This is a genomic window from Streptomyces sp. NPDC005374 (assembly GCF_042872225.1).
Classification (GTDB): Bacteria; Actinomycetota; Actinomycetes; order Streptomycetales; family Streptomycetaceae; genus Streptomyces.
On sequence record NZ_JBIAKA010000019.1, the window covers coordinates 1 to 15,832 of the forward strand.

The 15,832-nt window shown below is 71.0% G+C and carries 13 protein-coding genes; 11 read left to right on the forward strand and 2 right to left on the reverse strand.

From position 1 onward, the window contains the following. Window positions 1–334: 334 nt before the first annotated feature. The gene (locus ACFYRX_RS37215) at window positions 335–955 is read right to left on the reverse strand and encodes a MerR family transcriptional regulator (protein WP_389110358.1); all 621 of its coding nucleotides are present in this window, start codon (window positions 953–955) and stop codon (window positions 335–337) included. Between the two features lie 148 nt (window positions 956–1,103). Between ACFYRX_RS37215 and ACFYRX_RS37220 the strand changes: the two genes are divergently transcribed. The 4 genes from ACFYRX_RS37220 to ACFYRX_RS37235 all read left to right on the forward strand — a co-directional run bounded on the left by ACFYRX_RS37220 (window position 1,104) and on the right by ACFYRX_RS37235 (window position 4,690). Beyond that, window positions 1,104–2,600 carry a flavin-containing monooxygenase gene (locus ACFYRX_RS37220; protein ID WP_389109873.1) on the forward strand — a complete coding sequence of 499 codons (1,497 nt, stop codon included), beginning with the start codon at window positions 1,104–1,106 and terminating at the stop codon, window positions 2,598–2,600. Continuing rightward, window positions 2,597–3,514: an alpha/beta fold hydrolase gene (locus tag ACFYRX_RS37225; protein ID WP_389109876.1), complete on the forward strand. Its 918-nt coding sequence runs from the start codon at window positions 2,597–2,599 to the stop codon at window positions 3,512–3,514. Before ACFYRX_RS37220 ends, ACFYRX_RS37225 begins: the two co-directional genes overlap by 4 nt. Next, window positions 3,511–4,407 carry an SDR family oxidoreductase gene (locus tag ACFYRX_RS37230; RefSeq protein ID WP_389109879.1) on the forward strand — a complete coding sequence of 299 codons (897 nt, stop codon included), beginning with the start codon at window positions 3,511–3,513 and terminating at the stop codon, window positions 4,405–4,407. The genes ACFYRX_RS37225 and ACFYRX_RS37230 overlap by 4 nt, the downstream gene beginning before the upstream one ends. A gap of 88 nt (window positions 4,408–4,495) precedes the next feature. Continuing rightward, on the forward strand, window positions 4,496–4,690 hold the full coding sequence (locus tag ACFYRX_RS37235) for a hypothetical protein (protein WP_389109882.1): 195 nt from the start codon (window positions 4,496–4,498) through the stop codon (window positions 4,688–4,690). Window positions 4,691–4,873: 183 nt separating this feature from the next. On the opposite strand, the gene ACFYRX_RS37240 is transcribed toward ACFYRX_RS37235, so the two are convergent. After that, window positions 4,874–8,122 (reverse strand): S41 family peptidase, encoded by a 3,249-nt coding sequence (locus ACFYRX_RS37240; RefSeq protein ID WP_389109885.1) that lies wholly within the window; start codon window positions 8,120–8,122, stop codon window positions 4,874–4,876. Window positions 8,123–8,328: 206 nt separating this feature from the next. Between ACFYRX_RS37240 and ACFYRX_RS37245 the strand changes: the two genes are divergently transcribed. The 7 genes from ACFYRX_RS37245 to ACFYRX_RS37275 all read left to right on the forward strand — a co-directional run bounded on the left by ACFYRX_RS37245 (window position 8,329) and on the right by ACFYRX_RS37275 (window position 15,830). After that, window positions 8,329–8,934: a TetR/AcrR family transcriptional regulator gene (locus tag ACFYRX_RS37245; RefSeq protein WP_389109888.1), complete on the forward strand. Its 606-nt coding sequence runs from the start codon at window positions 8,329–8,331 to the stop codon at window positions 8,932–8,934. A 127-nt stretch (window positions 8,935–9,061) separates the two neighbouring features. Next, a complete protein-coding gene (locus ACFYRX_RS37250; protein ID WP_389109891.1) occupies window positions 9,062–11,260 on the forward strand; it encodes an MMPL family transporter in 2,199 nt (732 codons plus the stop codon). A 149-nt stretch (window positions 11,261–11,409) separates the two neighbouring features. Next, the gene (locus ACFYRX_RS37255; RefSeq protein ID WP_389109893.1) at window positions 11,410–11,970 is read left to right on the forward strand and encodes a cysteine hydrolase family protein; all 561 of its coding nucleotides are present in this window, start codon (window positions 11,410–11,412) and stop codon (window positions 11,968–11,970) included. A gap of 58 nt (window positions 11,971–12,028) precedes the next feature. Continuing rightward, the gene (locus ACFYRX_RS37260; protein WP_389109895.1) at window positions 12,029–12,520 is read left to right on the forward strand and encodes a YbaK/EbsC family protein; all 492 of its coding nucleotides are present in this window, start codon (window positions 12,029–12,031) and stop codon (window positions 12,518–12,520) included. After that, window positions 12,517–13,362: an EamA family transporter gene (locus ACFYRX_RS37265; protein WP_389109897.1), complete on the forward strand. Its 846-nt coding sequence runs from the start codon at window positions 12,517–12,519 to the stop codon at window positions 13,360–13,362. The genes ACFYRX_RS37260 and ACFYRX_RS37265 overlap by 4 nt, the downstream gene beginning before the upstream one ends. Before the next feature lie 183 nt (window positions 13,363–13,545). Further along, the gene (locus ACFYRX_RS37270) at window positions 13,546–14,487 is read left to right on the forward strand and encodes an ABC transporter ATP-binding protein (RefSeq protein WP_389109899.1); all 942 of its coding nucleotides are present in this window, start codon (window positions 13,546–13,548) and stop codon (window positions 14,485–14,487) included. Further along, window positions 14,484–15,830 carry an ABC transporter permease gene (locus ACFYRX_RS37275; RefSeq protein WP_389109901.1) on the forward strand — a complete coding sequence of 449 codons (1,347 nt, stop codon included), beginning with the start codon at window positions 14,484–14,486 and terminating at the stop codon, window positions 15,828–15,830. The genes ACFYRX_RS37270 and ACFYRX_RS37275 overlap by 4 nt, the downstream gene beginning before the upstream one ends. Window positions 15,831–15,832: the final 2 nt, after the last annotated feature.

The window sequence follows — 15,832 nt, forward strand, 5'->3', positions numbered from 1 at the left end:
CCAATGCGGCCCGTAATCGGTTCACTTCATGCGTGTCCACACCCTCAACATGCTCTTGATCAGCACAAACGTATAGACCTAACGAAGCACTACTAGGGCCTGTCCGGCGGATCATGCCGGCGGCGCGGGGCCTGGTGCGCCCTCCCCCAGAGGGGGTGCCCCCAGCGGCGTTGTCGTCACTCTCCCCCACTCTCGACTTCGCTCGAGCGGGAGGGGCCCCCAACGCTCCGCGTCGACTCCCTCCTCCGCCTTGCAGCTGCACGCACCAGGCCCCGCTCACCTGCGCTGACTAAGGCGCCGTTCCTTGGAGCCGGCCTGATCCGCCGGACAGGCCCTAGTCCCGCTTCCGCAACCGCCGGTCAAGCGCCAGCGAAAGCTCCGCCTCCACCACGCTGCGTGCCAGTGGCCGCAGGCGGTGGAGGTCGTCCTCGCTCGCGTGGCGCAGGACCAGTTCGGCGAACATCTCCGCCAGGGCGTCGACGTGTTCGCGGACGCGTTCGCCGGCGGCCAGGACCTCCGCGAGGGGGATGCCCTCGCGGACCAGGGCTGAGGAGACGTCCAGGAGGCGGCGGCTGATGTGGACGATCTCGTCGCCGTCGGTGCCGAGGTAGCCGAGGTCGAGGGCGGCCGCGAGGTTCTCCGCGGTGACCTCGCCCTCGAAGCGGGCGGCGAGTTCCTCGGGGGTGAGGCGGACCGGTTCCTCCTCCGTGGGAGGCGCCACCCCCAGGACGTCGGCGACGTCGCGGCCGTGGTCGAGTGCCTCTGCCAGTTCGGCGATGCCCGTGAGGGTGTGACCCCGCTCCAGGAGTGCCGCGATCGTGCGCAGACGGGCCAGGTGGTGGTCGTCGTACCAGGCGATACGGCCCTCGCGGCGGGGCGGCGAGAGCAGCTTGCGTTCGCGGTAGAAGCGCAGGGTGCGCACTGTGATGCCGGCCAGGCGGGCCAGTTCCTCCATGCGGTATTCGCGCTTGTCCGTCACGTCCGCAGCCTATGTTGTACCGCCGGTAACTTTCGCTCCCGCGACCCCTACCCATCGGTACGGAGCTGCTCTACTCTCCCATTGCGCCAGTGTTCACTGGCAGAGTCGCACGGAAGGCGTCGGCATGGCCGAACACGAGCATGTGCGGGTGGCGGTGGTCGGGTCCGGGTTCGGTGGGCTGGGGGCCGCCGTACGGCTGCGGCGGGAGGGTGTCACCGACTTCGTCGTGCTGGAGCGGGCCGACAGCGTCGGCGGGACCTGGCGGGACAACAGCTATCCGGGGTGCGCCTGCGATGTGCCCTCCCATCTGTACTCGTTCTCCTTCGCGCCCCATCCCGACTGGCCGCGCACCTTCTCCGGGCAGGAGCACATCCGCGCCTATCTGGAGCATGTGACCGACGTCTTCCGGCTCCGCCCGCACCTCCGCCTCAACTCCGAGGTGAAGCGGATGACGTGGGACGGCGAGAAGCTGCGGTGGGACATCGAGACGGCCAGTGGGTCGCTGTCGGCCGACTTCGTCGTCTCCGCCACCGGGCCGCTCTCCGATCCCAAGATCCCTGACATTCCGGGGCTTGACTCCTTCCCGGGCAAGGTCTTCCACTCCGCCCGCTGGGACCACGACTACGACCTGCGCGGCAAGCGGGTCGCCATGGTGGGGACGGGGGCCTCGGCCATCCAGATCGTGCCGGCCATCCAGCCGCTCGCCCGGAACGTCACGCTGTTCCAGCGGACCCCGCCCTGGGTGATGCCCCGCATGGACCGGGCGATCAGCGGTGCCGAGCGCTGGCTGCACCGGCAGCTGCCGTTCACCGCGCAGGTCCGGCGCGGACTGCTGTGGGGCATCCGGGAGTTGCAGGTCCAGGCGTTCACCAAGCGCCCGGGCGAGCTCGGCGCGGTCGAGCAGCTGGCCAAGCGGAACATGGCCCGCGCCGTCAAGGACCCGGCGCTGCGCGCCAAGCTCACCCCCGACTACCGCATCGGCTGCAAGCGGATCCTGCTGAGCAGCACGTACTACCCGGCGCTCACCCAGCCCAACGTGGACGTGGTCGCGAGCGGGCTCAGCCGCGTAGAGGGCTCGAAGCTCGTCGCCGCCGACGGCACCGAGGCGCAGGTCGACGCGATCGTCTTCGGTACGGGCTTCCACGTCACCGACATGCCGATCGCCGACCGGGTCGTCGGTGCGGACGGGCGGACCCTCGCCGAGGCGTGGAAGGGCGGGATGGAGGCGCTGCGGGGCGCTTCCGCGGCCGGGTTCCCGAACTGGATGACCGTCATCGGGCCCAACACCGGCCTCGGGAACTCCTCGATGATCCTCATGATCGAGTCCCAGCTGAACTACATGGCCGACTTCGTACGGCAGCTCGACGTCCTCGGCGGGCGGGTGGCCCTCGACGCCCGCCCCTCCGCCGTGCAGGCCTGGAACCACCGGGTGCAGGAGCGCATGAAACGCACGGTGTGGAGCACCGGCGGCTGCACCAGCTGGTACCTGGACGCGAACGGCCGCAACTCCACGGTCTGGCCCGGTACGACCACCGAGTTCCGGCGGGCGACCCGGCGGGTGGACCTCGCCGAGTACGAGGTGCTGCGGATACCGGCGCACGCGGAGGTGACCGCCGTATGAGCCGTCCGACGCACGTGGTCTCCGGGCCGTACGCCCCGCCCGTCCCGGCGCGCGCGCTCACCGCCCGCTCCGCCGACGGCGCCCACCTGCACGTGGAGGTGCACGGTCCCGAGAACGCGCCCCCTGTCGTCCTCGCCCACGGCTGGACCTGTTCCACAGCCTTCTGGGCCGCGCAGATCCGCGAACTCTCCGTCGACCACCGGGTCATCGCCTACGACCAGCGCGGCCACGGACGCAGTCCGGTGAGCCCCGCCTGCAGTGCGGAGCTGCTCGCCGACGACCTCGAAGCCGTACTGGAGGCGACCCTCGCGGCGGACGAGAAGGCGGTGATCGCCGGTCACTCCATGGGCGGGATGACGGTGATGGCCGCGGCGGAGCGCAAGGGGTTCCGGGAGCACGCGGCGGCCGTCCTGCTGTGCAGCACCGGTTCGTCGCGGCTGGTCGCCGAGTCGACCCTCGTACCGCTCCGGGCCGGACGGCTGCGGACCTGGCTGACCAAGCACGCTCTCGGGGTGCGGGCGCCGCTCGGGCCGGTGACGCCGGTCGCCCGGCGCATTCTCAAGTACGGGACGATGGGCCCCGGTTCGGACCTGCACATGGTCGAGGCGTGCGCGCGGATCGTGCACGCCTGTCCGCCCAAGGTGCGGTACGCGTGGTCGCAGGTCCTCGATCTGCTCGACCTCGACCACGGGGTACGGCAGCTCACCGTGCCCACGGCGGTCGTCGTCGGTACGGCGGACCGGCTCACCCCGCCCGTGCACGCACACCAGTTGGCCGCCGCGCTGCCGAACTGCCTCGGGGTGAGCGAACTGGCCGGCGTCGGCCACATGACGCCCGTCGAGGCACCCGAGCTGGTCACCGCACGGATCCGGGAACTCGTCACCACGTACGTCCAGGTCAAGGAGGGCGCATGAGCAGGGTCGGACTCGAAGGACAGGTCGCGGTCGTCACCGGAGCGGCGCGGGGCGTGGGGGAGTTGCTCGCCCGCAAGCTGTCCGCGCGGGGCGCCAAGGTGGCGCTGATCGGCCTCGAGGCGGACGCGCTCAAGCAGCTCTCCGGACGGCTGCACGGGGACAGCGACCACTGGTACGCCGACGTCACCGACCACGAGGCGATGACCCGGGTGGCGCGGGAGGTCAAGGAGCGGTTCGGGAAGGTCGACATCGTGGTCGCCAACGCCGGGGTCGCCACCGGCGGGCCCTTCGTCGACTCCGATCCGGAGGCGTGGCGGCGGGTGATCGAGGTCAACCTCGTCGGATCGGCCGTCACCGCGCGGGCGTTCCTGCCGGTGCTCATGGAGAGCCGCGGCTATCTGCTTCAGATCGCCTCGCTCGCCGCGGTCACCCCGGCGCCGATGATGACCGCGTACTGCGCGTCCAAGGCCGGTGTGGAGGCGTTCGCGCACAGTCTGCGGGCCGAGGTCGGGCACAAGGGCGTGCGGGTCGGGGTCGGGTATCTGTCCTGGACCGACACGGACATGGTGCGCGGGGCGGATCAGGACGACGTCATGCGGGAGCTGCGGCAACGGCTGCCGTGGCCGGCCAACAAGACGTATCCGCTGGGTCCCGCGGTGGAGCGGATCGTGGCCGGGATCGAGCGGCGGGCCTCTCATGTGTACGGGCAGGGGTGGCTGCGCGGGATGCAGGGGGTGCGGGGGGTTCTGCCGGGGCTCATCGGGACGGTGGGGCAGCGGGAGATGCGGCGGTTCGGGGAGCGGTTGGAGGGCATGCGGGTCGGGCTCGTCGGTGCAGGTGGGGCGGCCGATGAGGAGGCTCGCGCCAGCGGTTCCGCTACGCACCGTAGTTGATCGAAATGCGCTCTTTGTCCTGGCGTGTGAATCTGGTCGAGGCCCCGGCCAGGGGCTCTTCCCCTCACCCCCACGGGAGTGAACCCACATGGGTATGAAGGACCAGTTCCAGGACAAGTCCGAGCAGTGGCAGCAGCAGGCCAAGCAGAAGGCCCAGGAGGGCAAGGAGCAGGCCCAGCGGGGTCGCCGCGGCGAGCAGGACAGTGAGCGCATGCGGGACGAGGAGGCCGAGCGTCTCCAGCGCGAGGAGCAGGAGCGGTTGGACCCCGACTACGACATGTAGTCACTGCTTGAAGCGTGGGGTGCCCTCTGTTTTTCGGGAGGGCACCCTGCGTTTTTGTGCCGGGTGCGTTGTCGGGTGCGGGCCGGTGGGGGCTTGTCGCGCAGTTCCCCGCGCCCCTAAAAGCAGGGCCCTCGCGCCCCTGAAAGCGAAGCACTCGCGCCCCTGAAAGCCAAAACGCTCAACTCACCTGGGCGGAAGTTTTGGCCGTGACCTGTTCGGTACGTCTCGGTAGTCCGGTGGGGTTGCCGGGGGGTTGGTCTCGAGGAGGTCCAGGGCCAGGCGTACCGCGTCGTCGAGTTGGGCGTGGCGGCCCTCTGCCCAGTCCAGGGGGGTGCGGAGGATCTCCAGGTCGGGGGTGACGCCCTGGTTCTCCACCGACCAGCCGTACGCGTCGAACCAGGCCGCGTTCATCGGGACCGTGATCACCGTGCCGTCGCCGAGCTGGTGGCGGCCGGTCATGCCGACCACGCCGCCCCAGGTGCGCTGGCCCACCACCGGGCCGAGCTTCAGGAGTTTGAAGGCTGCCGTGATCATGTCGCCGTCCGAGGAGGTCGCCTCGTCGGCCAACGCGACGACCGGACCGCGCGGGGCGTTCGAGGCGTACGACACGGGCTGGGCGTTTCTCGTCAGGTCCCAGCCGAGGATCGTGCGGGTGAGCTTCTCCACCACCAGTTCGCTGATGTGGCCGCCCGCGTTGCCGCGCACGTCGACGATCAGGGCGGGGCGGGAGACCTCCATCCGCAGGTCCCTGTTGAACTGGGCCCAGCCCGAGCCGCCCATGTCGGGGATGTGCAGATAGCCGCAGCGGCCACCGCTCAACTCCCGTACGACAGCCCTGCGTTTGGCCACCCAGTCCTGGTAGCGCAGCGGCCTCTCGTCGAGGAGCGGGACCACGGCCACCCGGCGTGACCTGCCTTCGCCCTCCGCCGGGGTGAACGTCAGCTCCACCGTCGTACCGCCCGCCGCCGCGAGCAGGGGATACGGGCCGGCGACCCGGTCGACCGGGCGGCCGTCCACGTGGGTGAGGACCGCGCCCTCGCGGATGCCCGTGCCGGCCAGCGGGGAGCGCGCCTTGGAGTCCGAGGAGTCGCCGGGCAGGATCCGCCGGACCGTCCAACCGTCGTCCCGGAGAACGAAGTTGGCGCCCAGCAGGCCCTGGCGGCGCTGGTAGTGCGGTGGGCCCTCGTTGCGGCGGGCGGCGGTGACGTAGGCGTGGGAGGTGCCCAGTTCGCCGAGCACCTCGCGCAGGAGGTCCGCGAACTCGTCGGGGGAGGCGACCCGTTCGACCAGCGGGCGGTACTGGTCGAGCACCGCGTCCCAGTCGATGCCGCACATCCCCGGTTCCCAGAAGTACGCCCGGATCAGCCGGCCCGCCTCCTCGTACGACTGGCGCCACTCGGCGGCCGGGTCGGCCTCGTGCAGGATGCGGCGCAGATCGATCCAGACGGTCGAGTCGCTGTCGCCGGACTCCGTGGCGGGGGTCGCGCGCAGCTCGCCCTCGTCCACCACGACCAGCCTCGAACCGTCGCCGCTGACCGCGAACCAGTCCAGGTGCTCGACGAGTTCGGACTTCTTCGCCTTGCCGATGGCGAAGTGTTCGAGGGTCGGGCGCTCCGAGGTGTCGTCCGGGTTCACGAAGGTCTCGCCGAGCGCCCCCGAGATCGGCCAGCGCAGCCAGACCAGGCCGCCACCCGCGACCGGGTGCAGTGCCGAGTACTTGGAGGCGGGGACCGGGAAGGGGGTCACCCGGCTCTCCAGACCCTCGATCTCGACCGTGACCGCCGCGCTCTCGCCGCCATCGCCGCTCTCGTCCTCGACCGGGTCCAGACCCCCGGCGGCCGGGCGGCCCTCCGGGTTCAGGGCGAAGGGGGAGGGGGTCGCGGAGGACAGCGGGACCAGGTAGGGGCGGCAGCCGAGCGGGAAGGACAGGTCACCGGTGTGGACGTCGTAGACCGGGTCGAAGCCCCGCCAGGAGAGGAACGCCAGGTAACGGCCGTCCCTGGTGAAGACCGGGTTCTCGTCCTCGAAGCGGCCGTTGGTGACGTCGACGATCAGCCGGTCCGCCCCTCCCTTCGGGGAAATTCGGGCCATCTTGATCTGGCGCAGGGAGCGGCCGATTCCCGGGTGGGACCACGTCAGCCAGCTGCCGTCCGGCGAGAAGGCAAGGTCGCGGACCGGGCCGTTGACCGAGCGGATGAGCTCGGTCACCTCGCCGCCGGAATCCTCGCCAGCGGAATCCTCGCCGGCGTCGATCAGGAGCAGCCGTCCGTCGTGCGAGGCGATGGCCAGGCGCTCACCGCGCGAGTCGGAGACCAGCTCCAGCACCCGGCCCAGCTCGCCCGGGGCCAGGCGCCGCGGCGCACGGTCACCGGTCGCCCGGGGCAGATGGGCGACCTCGATCGCGTCCTCGCCCTCGGCGTCGGTGACGTACGCGACCTGTCCGCCCGCGCCGAGCATCTCCGGGAGCCGGACCCGCACCCCCGGCTGGTCCGTGATCGTGCGGGCCGGGCCGTCCCGGTGGGTCAGCCAGTACAGGCTGCCGCGGACGACGACCGCGCTCGCCCTGCCCGTCTCGTCCACCGAGATGCCGTCCACGTGCTGGGCGGCCGGCACCTGGTAGGTACGGCGTCCCGCGCGCGGCCCGCTCAGCCGTACGTCGAGCTTGCGCGGCTCGGCGCGGGAGAGGTCGTCGACGATCCACAGGTCACCCGCGCACTGGTACACCACCCGGGTGCCGTCGCTCGCCGCGTGCCGGGCGTAGAAGGCGTCGTGGTCGGTGTGGCGGCGCAGGTCGGAGCCGTCGTGGGCGCAGGAGTAGAGGTTGCCGACGCCCTCGTGGTCGGAGAGGAAGGCGATCCGATCGCCGACGAACATGGGGGAGTGGAGGTGGCCGCCGAGCCCCTCAAGGAGCCGTTCGCCGTGCAGCCAGAGGCGGCCCGTGGCGCCGCCCCGGTAGCGCTTCCAGGCGGCCGGTTCGTGCGGTGGGGTGCCGGTCAGCAGCAGAGTCCTCCGGTCGGCGACCTGGATGTCCGAGACCGGGCCCCAGGGGAGTTTGCGGCCGGGGGAGCCGTCCGTGGGGACCTTGTACGCCCAGGTGAAGTAGGAGAAGGGCTCGCCGTGGGAGGCGACGGCGAGGATCTCGCCCGTCGGGGTCCAGCCGGTCACCTGGGTGTCCGTCGAGCCCCAGTGGGTGAGCCGCCGTCCCGGTCCGCCGTCCACGTCCGCCAGGTGGATCTCGGGCACGAGGCTGCGCCAGCTCGTGTACGCGATGTGGCGGCCGTCGGGCGAGAAGCGGGGGTGGCCGACCTTGGTGCGGTCCACGGTCAGGCGCCAGGCGCGGCCCGGGCCGTCGAGAGGGGCCAGCCAGAGGTCGTCCTCGGCCACGAAGCACAGCAGGTCGTCGCTCAGGTGCGGAAGGCGCAGATAGCTCACCTCCCCATGCTTTTCCGGAGGATGGACCGGAGCAACTTATGAAAAATCACCCGGGGGTGGGACGGCGTGACCTGAGGTGACCCGGAAGTGACTCGGAGGTGACTCGCGACACGAACGAAACCGTTTCGTTTCGCTGCTGGATGCGCTACATTCGTGTCGTACGAAACTGTGTCGTCCAAGGCGCCGGAGCGGAAAGGGTGAGTGACATGACCGAGGTGGCAACCGCGCGTCGCAGTCGGATCACCCCCGAGCGCGAGGCCGAGTTGTACGGGGCCGTGGTCGAACTGCTCCGTGAGGTCGGCTACGACGCCCTCACCATGGACGCCGTCGCGGCCCGCACCCGTTCCAGCAAGGCCACGCTCTACCGCCAGTGGGGCGGCAAGGCCGAACTGGTGGCCAGGGCGGTGCGGCACATCAAGCCGGGCGGGATCGGTCTCGGCGAGATCGACACCGGGTCGCTCAAGGGCGACCTGCACGCGCTGACGATGCGCTCGGACGACTGCACGATGGAGCAGAACTCCGCGCTCATGCGGGGTCTGGCCATGGCGGTCCACAGCAACCCGGACCTCCTGCAGGCGTTCCGCGAACACCTCATCGAACCCGAGATGGCGGAGTTCCGCCGAGTGGTGCAGCGGGCGGTCGACCGGGGCGAGGTGCGCCCCGACAATCCGTCGATCGACTTCATGATGCACATGATGCTGGGCGGGTTCGCCGCCCGCACCCTGATCGACGAGCTGCCGCCGACACAGGAGTTCCTCCTTTCGTACATCGACGCCGTGGTCCTCCCCGCCCTCGGCGTTCCGACCGACTGACCGACCCTCCCCGCAATTCCTCCACCTGACGTACCCGCTCAAGTCGTCGGGCCGATCACCCCTGCCACCCACCGGGTTGATCAACCCTGTTCCGAACACCCCACGACCTGACCGGGAGTACGCCTTCGTGGCCACGTTCCTCTACAAACTCGGCCGGCTCGCCTTCCGGCGACGGCACTTCGTCGCCCTCATATGGGTGGCCCTGCTGACGCTCGCGGGCGTCGGCGCGGCCAGTGCCCCAGCCGCCGGATCCACCTCCTTCTCCATCCCGGGAACCGAGGCCCAGAAGGCCTTCGACCTGCTGGAACAGCGCTTCCCGGGAGCCAGCGCCGACGGCGCGACCGGACGCATGGTCTTCAAGGCGCCCAAGGGCGAGAAGATGACGGACGCCGCCAACAGGGCGACCGTCGCCAAGACCGTCAAGGAACTCGGCGACGGCTCCGAGGTCGTCTCCGTCACCGACCCGTTCACCACGAACGCGGTGAGCAGGGACGGCACGGTCGCCTACGCCTCGGTGCGCTACGACGCCCCCGCGATGGAACTCAAGGACGCCACCCGGGACGCCCTGGAGAGCGCCGCACACGAGGCCCGGGCCACCGGGCTGACCGTCGACGTCGGCGGCGACGCGCTCCAGGCGCAGCCGGAGGCGGGAGCGATCGGTGAGGTCATCGGTCTCGCCATCGCCGCGGTCGTCCTGGTCATCACCCTCGGCTCACTCGTCGCGGCCGGGCTGCCGCTGCTGACGGCGATCATCGGCGTCGGGATCGGCGTCTCCACGATCACCGCCCTCGCCAACGCCCTCGACCTCGGTGACAACACCTCCACGCTCGCGCTGATGATCGGCCTCGCGGTCGGCATCGACTACGCGCTGTTCATCGTCTCCCGCTACCGCGGCGAGCTGGCCGACGGCCGGGACCGCGAGGAGGCGGCCGGCCGGGCCACCGGCACCGCCGGCTCCGCGGTGGTCTTCGCCGGCCTCACCGTCGTGATCGCGCTGGCCGGCCTCGCGGTCGTCAACGTGCCGATGCTGACCAAGATGGGCCTCGCCGCGGCGGGCACGGTCGTGATCGCCGTCCTCATCGCGCTCACGATGATCCCGGCGCTGCTCGGGTACGCGGGCCGCAAGGTCCGCCCGGCGGGCGAGAAGCGCAGGAAGTCTCTGGAGAAGCCGGCCGAGAAGCCCAACTTCGGCGCCCGCTGGGCGAGCTTCGTCATCCGCCGTCCGATCGCCGTGCTGCTGCTCGGCGTGGTCGGCCTCGGCGCGGTCGCCCTGCCGGTCAGCCAGCTGGAACTGGGCCTGCCCGACGACGGTTCGCAGCCGACGTCCACGACCCAGCGCCGCGCGTACGACCTCCTCTCGGACGGCTTCGGCCCCGGCTTCAACGGGCCCCTGATGATCGTGGTCGACGCGAAGAACATCGACGACCCCAAGGCCGCGGCCACCACGGTGACCGACGGGATCAAGGGACTCAAGGACGTCGTGACGGTCACCCCGGCGACCTTCAACAAGGCCGGCGACACCGCGACCATCACGGTCATCCCCGACTCCAAGCCGTCCTCGGTGCAGACCGAGGACCTGGTGCACACCATCCGTGACGAGGTCGCGTCCAAGACCGACGCGGACGTCCTGGTCACCGGCACCACCGCGATGAACATCGACTTCTCGCAGAAGCTCACGGACGCCCTGATCCCGTACCTGGGCCTGGTGGTGGGCCTGGCCTTCCTCCTGCTGATCGTGGTCTTCCGCTCGATCCTGGTCCCGCTGAAGGCGGCCCTCGGCTTCCTGCTGTCGGTGCTCGCCGCGCTCGGCGCCGTGGTCGCGGTCTTCCAGTGGGGCTGGCTCGGCGGCCTGCTCGGCGTCGAGGAGACCGGCCCGATCATGTCGATGATGCCGATCTTCATGGTGGGCGTGGTGTTCGGCCTCGCGATGGACTACGAGGTGTTCCTCGTGACCCGCATGCGCGAGGCGTACGTCCACGGCGAGACCCCGAGCCAGGCCATCGTCACCGGGTTCCGGCACAGCGCCCGGGTCGTGGCCGCCGCCGCGGTCATCATGATGGCCGTCTTCGGAGGCTTCATCAGCTCCAGCGAGTCGATGATCAAGATGATCGGCTTCGGCCTCGCGATCGCCGTCTTCTTCGACGCGTTCGTCGTCCGCATGGCGATCGTCCCGGCGGTCCTCGCCCTCCTCGGCCGCCGCGCCTGGTGGCTGCCGAAGTGGCTGGACCGCGCGTTGCCAAACGTCGACGTCGAGGGCGAGGCCCTGGCCAGGCAGGCCGAGAAGGACGCGGATCCGGACGAGGACCGGGAGCTGGTACGGGTCTGACGTACCGCCTCCGACGATGACCGGCCGGTGAGGGCTCCGTGGGGACGGGGCGTCCTCACCGGCCGCTTTCGTCCCCGCCGGCCGGTCGGGCCGGTCGGGCCCGGCTTCCGGCAGGGTGATTGTCAGTGGCGCGGTCTAGCGTGAGGGACATGACCACACTGGCTGAACGGCCCCATACGGCACTGCTCGTGATCGACGTCCAGAAGGGCGTCGTCGCCGAGGCGTACCAACGCGACGAGGTCGTCGCCGCCATCGCCTCCCTCGTCGACAGGGCCCGCGAGCAGGGCGTCCCGCTCGTCTGGGTCCAGCACTCCGACGAGGGGCTGGAGAAGGGCAGCGAAGGCTGGGAGTACGTTCCCGAGCTGCCCCGCCGGGACACCGAGCCCCTGGTGCACAAGTCGTACGGCGACTCCTTCGAGGACACGGACCTGGAGGCCGTCCTGGCCCGCGCCGGGGTGGGGCACCTGGTGGTGGCCGGCGCGGAGACCGACGCCTGCATACGCTCCACCATCCACGGCGCCTTCGTGCGCGGTTACGACGTCACGCTCGTCGCCGACGCCCACACCGCCCCGGACAACAGCAAGTGGGGCTCCCCGCCGCCGGACCAGGTCATCGCGCACACCAACCTCTACTGGCGGTACCACTCGGCGCCGGGCCGCAGGGCGGACGTGGCGGCGGCGAAGGACGTGACGTTCAGCGCCGGGTCCTGAGCTCCTCGACCCTTAACCCGGTCGCGTGCCCCGTACACCCGCCGATACCGTGCGCGGTATGACGACGACCGGCGCCCACCCCCGTTTCGCCGAGGCACTGAGGGAGTTGGGACTCGATGAGCTGAACACGCGTATCCGCCGCTTCCCGGATGCCACCCGTACCGCTGCAGAGGCCGCCGCCGCGATCGGGTGCGGGCTGAGCGAGATCTGCAAGTCGCTGGTCTTCGCGGCGGACGGGGTACCGGTGCTGGTGCTGATGGACGGGGCGTCGCGGGTCGACCTCGAACGGGTCCGGCAGGAACTCGGCGTCGAGAAGGTCACGCGGGCCAAGGCCGACGTCGTACGGGAGACGACCGGGTACGCCATCGGAGGCGTGCCGCCCTTCGGACACCTGACGAAGACCCGGGTGCTGGCCGATCGGTCACTGCTGGACCATGACGTCGTGTGGGCCGCCGCCGGCAATCCGCACGCCGTGTTCCCGATGGCGCCCAAGGACCTTGTCACCCACGCCGGTGCCACCCTCGTGGACGTGCGCGAGCGCACCTCGTGACTCCTCTGGTCACCGCGGCCGTCCTGTTCGCCGCGGTCACGCACGCCAGTTGGAACGCCATCGCGCACCGGATCACCGACAAGCTGGTCGGGTTCACGCTGATCGCGGGCGGGGGGATGCTGATCGGGCTGGCGTTCACGCCGTTCGTACCCGTACCGGCGTCGGGTGCGTGGCCGTATCTGATCGCCTCGGCCTTCATCCACCTCGCGTACTACGTCCTGCTGATGAAGTCCTTCCGGCTCGGCGACTTCGGGCAGGCCTACCCGATCGCGCGCGGCACCGCGCCCCTGGTCGTGACCCTGCTCGCCGCTCTCTTCGCCCATGAGGTGCCGAACGGCTGGGCGGCCGCCGGGATAGCCGTGTCCTGCGCGGGACTCACCGGTGTCGCCCTGTGGGGACTGCGCGGCGGCCGGCCCGACTGGGCCGCCATCGGGGCCGCGCTGGCGACCGGGCTGACCATCGCCGCGTACACCGTCGTGGACGGGCTCGGCGTGCGCGCCTCAGGCTCCTCCCTCGGGTACATCGCCTGGCTGATGGCGGTGGAGGGGTACGCGATCCCGGCGTACGCGCTCTACCGGTGGCGCGGGCAATTCCTCACCCTCCTAAGGCCGTTCGCGGGCATCGGCCTGCTGGGCGCCGCCCTCTCCGTCCTGGCGTACGGCCTCGTCCTGTGGGCCCAGACGAAGGCGGAGCTCGCACCGATCGCCGCTCTGCGTGAGTCCTCGATCATCGTCGGCGCGGCCATCGGCGCCGTGTTCTTCAAGGAGCGGTTCGGGGCGCCGAGGATCGCCGCGGCCGGGCTGCTCGTGGTGGGGATCGGGCTGATGCTGCACGCCGGTTAGGCACCGGTGTCCGGGGTTTGTCCCAAGCGCTGCCCAAGTCCCGCCCAACGTCGGCTATTCGTTTGCACTCTTGCCGAGGCCTTGACGGTCCGTTCCACGGGTGTTCAGGCAGCCGTCCGTGGCTGGGTTGTGTGTCGTCCCTAGGGTCCCTGCGGATCGCGAAAGAAGGGACTCGAGGGACTCATGGACACACTCCACGCGGTCCGGGCCCGCGGGATCGCCAAGTGCTTCGGCGACGTCATGGCACTCGACGGCGTCGACCTGGACGTGACGCGGGGCCGGATCCACGGTCTGGTGGGTCCGAACGGCGCCGGCAAGACGACGCTGCTCGGGCTGCTGCTGGGCCTGGCCGTCGCCGACGGCGGGACCCTGGAGATCCTCGGGGCGCCGGTGGGGCGGGCGTTCGCCGCTCCGGACGGGGTCGCCGGCTTCGTGGACGGGCCCGGCCTCTACCCCTCGCTCACCGCCCGGCAGAACCTCGCCGCGCTGGCCGAACTCCGGGGCCGGGACGGACGTACCGCCGATATCGACGAGGTGCTCGAGCAGGTCGGGCTCACCGAGGTCGCCGACGACAGGGCCCGCGGCTTCTCCCTGGGCATGCGCCAGCGGCTCGGGCTCGCCGCCGCGCTGCTGACCCGGCCGCGGCTGCTGGTGCTCGACGAGCCCGCCAACGGCCTTGACCCGGCCGGGAAACGGCATGTGCACGGGGTGCTGAACCGGCTCGCCGCGGACGGCACGAGTGTCGTGGTCTCCAGCCACCGCATGGACGATCTGGAGGCCCTGTGCTCCGAGGTCACCATCCTCGCCACCGGCCGTGTCGTGTTCTCGGGCCCGCTCGGCAAGCTGGCCGCAGAGAGCCGTGAACTCGACTACCGGGTACGGACGTCCGACCCGGCGTCGGCGCGGCGGCTGGCCGGGGGCATGGACGGGATCCGGGTCGTCGAGGACGGCACGGCACGGCAGGACCCCGAACTGCTTGTCGTACGCGCGCTGGTGCCCGCGCTCGACGACCTGGTGACCCGGCTCGTGACCTCCGGTAATGCGGTGCGCGAGCTGGCCCCGGTCGTGTCGCCGCTGGAAGCAGCGTTCCTCGCCCTCACCGAGCCGCAGGAGGGCCTCGGATGACCACGCTCATCGCCGAGGACATCGTTGCCCGGCCTGTCTCGGTCCGGCGCGCGTACCGCTTCGAGCTCGTCAAGCTCGTCTCCCAGTGGCGTGTCCGCCTCCTCGTCCTCGCCTGCTGGATCGCGCCGGGGCTCTTCGTCGCCGGGGTGTCGGAACAGAGCACGCTGCCCTCCGACACCCTGTTCGGGCGCTGGATGCACGCCACCGGTTGGGCCGGACCGCTGGTGATCCTCGGTTTCGCGGGCACCTGGGCGCTTCCGCTGCTGACCTCGGTGGTCGCCGGTGACGTGTTCGCCGTCGAGGACCGGCTCGGCACCTGGCGGCACCTGCTGGTGGCGGTCCGCTCGCCGCGTCGGATCTTCGTGGCGAAGGTGCTGGCCGGCCTCACCGTCATCCTGGTGCTGGTGGCCGGACTGGCCTGCTCCAGCGCCGTGGGCGGGCTCGCGTCCGTCGGCAACCAGCCGCTCGTCGGCCTTGACGGCCACCTGCTGGCCCCTTCCGACGCCGCCGGGCGAGTCCTGCTCGCCTGGACCGCGGCCCTCGCCCCCGCTCTGGCCCTCGCCGCGATCGGTCTGCTCGGGTCGGTCGCCCTCGGCCGGTCCCCGACGGGGCTGCTGCTGCCGCCGGTCGTCGCGCTCGGGACGCAGGTCGCGCAGATGCTGCCGCTGCCCGTCGCCGTTCGCCTCGCCCTGCCCGGTTATGCCTTCGTCTCCTGGAACGGCCTGTTCACCAGCCCCGCGCAGCTCACCCCGCTGCTGATCGGCGTGGCGGTCAGTCTGGTGTGGGCCGTCCTCGCCACCGTGCTGGCCTTTCTGCTGTTCCTGCGACGGGACTTCACCAACCTCGCCTACGACGGTGCCGGGCGCCGTGGGCTCACCGTGGGACTGCTCCCGCTGGCCGGGCTGACCGCCCTCAGCGTCGCGGTGATCGCCGTGGCGGTTCCCTCGACGGGCATTCAGCGGGACAAGGTCCAGCGATCCCTCGCCACCGCCTTCGCGCACCTCTACCGGATGCAGACCGACCAACTGCACCGGCCCGCCGTCACGGAGGCGCAACTACGGGCCTCGGCGGCCTGCACCAAGAGCGACGGACAGGCCGCCCAGGAGGGGCCCGGCAACGACTGGCGGTGTGTCGTGACCTGGCACCTGCCCGGGGCCGCCGTCGCGGGGACGGCGATCTACCAACTCGACATCGGATCGGACGGCCGGTTCGTGGCCGACGGGGACGGTCCGAAGGAAGTGAACGGCTACTTCCTGGTGCGGACCGAGACCGGGGACGCCCCGAACCCGCTGTGGCAGTTCGACGGCGACGTCGACCTGCTCGACACCACCTCGAAGGGATAGGT

Bases quoted from the DNA above. Each gene is read 5' to 3' on its own strand.
- ACFYRX_RS37215 (WP_389110358.1), bottom strand. From the start codon at position 955: ATGGAGGAACTGGCCCGCCTGGCCGGCATCACAGTGCGCACCCTGCGC.
- ACFYRX_RS37220 (WP_389109873.1), top strand. From the start codon at position 1,104: ATGGCCGAACACGAGCATGTGCGGGTGGCGGTGGTCGGGTCCGGGTTC.
- ACFYRX_RS37225 (WP_389109876.1), top strand. From the start codon at position 2,597: ATGAGCCGTCCGACGCACGTGGTCTCCGGGCCGTACGCCCCGCCCGTC.
- ACFYRX_RS37230 (WP_389109879.1), top strand. From the start codon at position 3,511: ATGAGCAGGGTCGGACTCGAAGGACAGGTCGCGGTCGTCACCGGAGCG.
- ACFYRX_RS37235 (WP_389109882.1), top strand. From the start codon at position 4,496: ATGGGTATGAAGGACCAGTTCCAGGACAAGTCCGAGCAGTGGCAGCAG.
- ACFYRX_RS37245 (WP_389109888.1), top strand. From the start codon at position 8,329: ATGACCGAGGTGGCAACCGCGCGTCGCAGTCGGATCACCCCCGAGCGC.
- ACFYRX_RS37255 (WP_389109893.1), top strand. From the start codon at position 11,410: ATGACCACACTGGCTGAACGGCCCCATACGGCACTGCTCGTGATCGAC.
- ACFYRX_RS37260 (WP_389109895.1), top strand. From the start codon at position 12,029: ATGACGACGACCGGCGCCCACCCCCGTTTCGCCGAGGCACTGAGGGAG.
- ACFYRX_RS37270 (WP_389109899.1), top strand. From the start codon at position 13,546: ATGGACACACTCCACGCGGTCCGGGCCCGCGGGATCGCCAAGTGCTTC.
- ACFYRX_RS37275 (WP_389109901.1), top strand. From the start codon at position 14,484: ATGACCACGCTCATCGCCGAGGACATCGTTGCCCGGCCTGTCTCGGTC.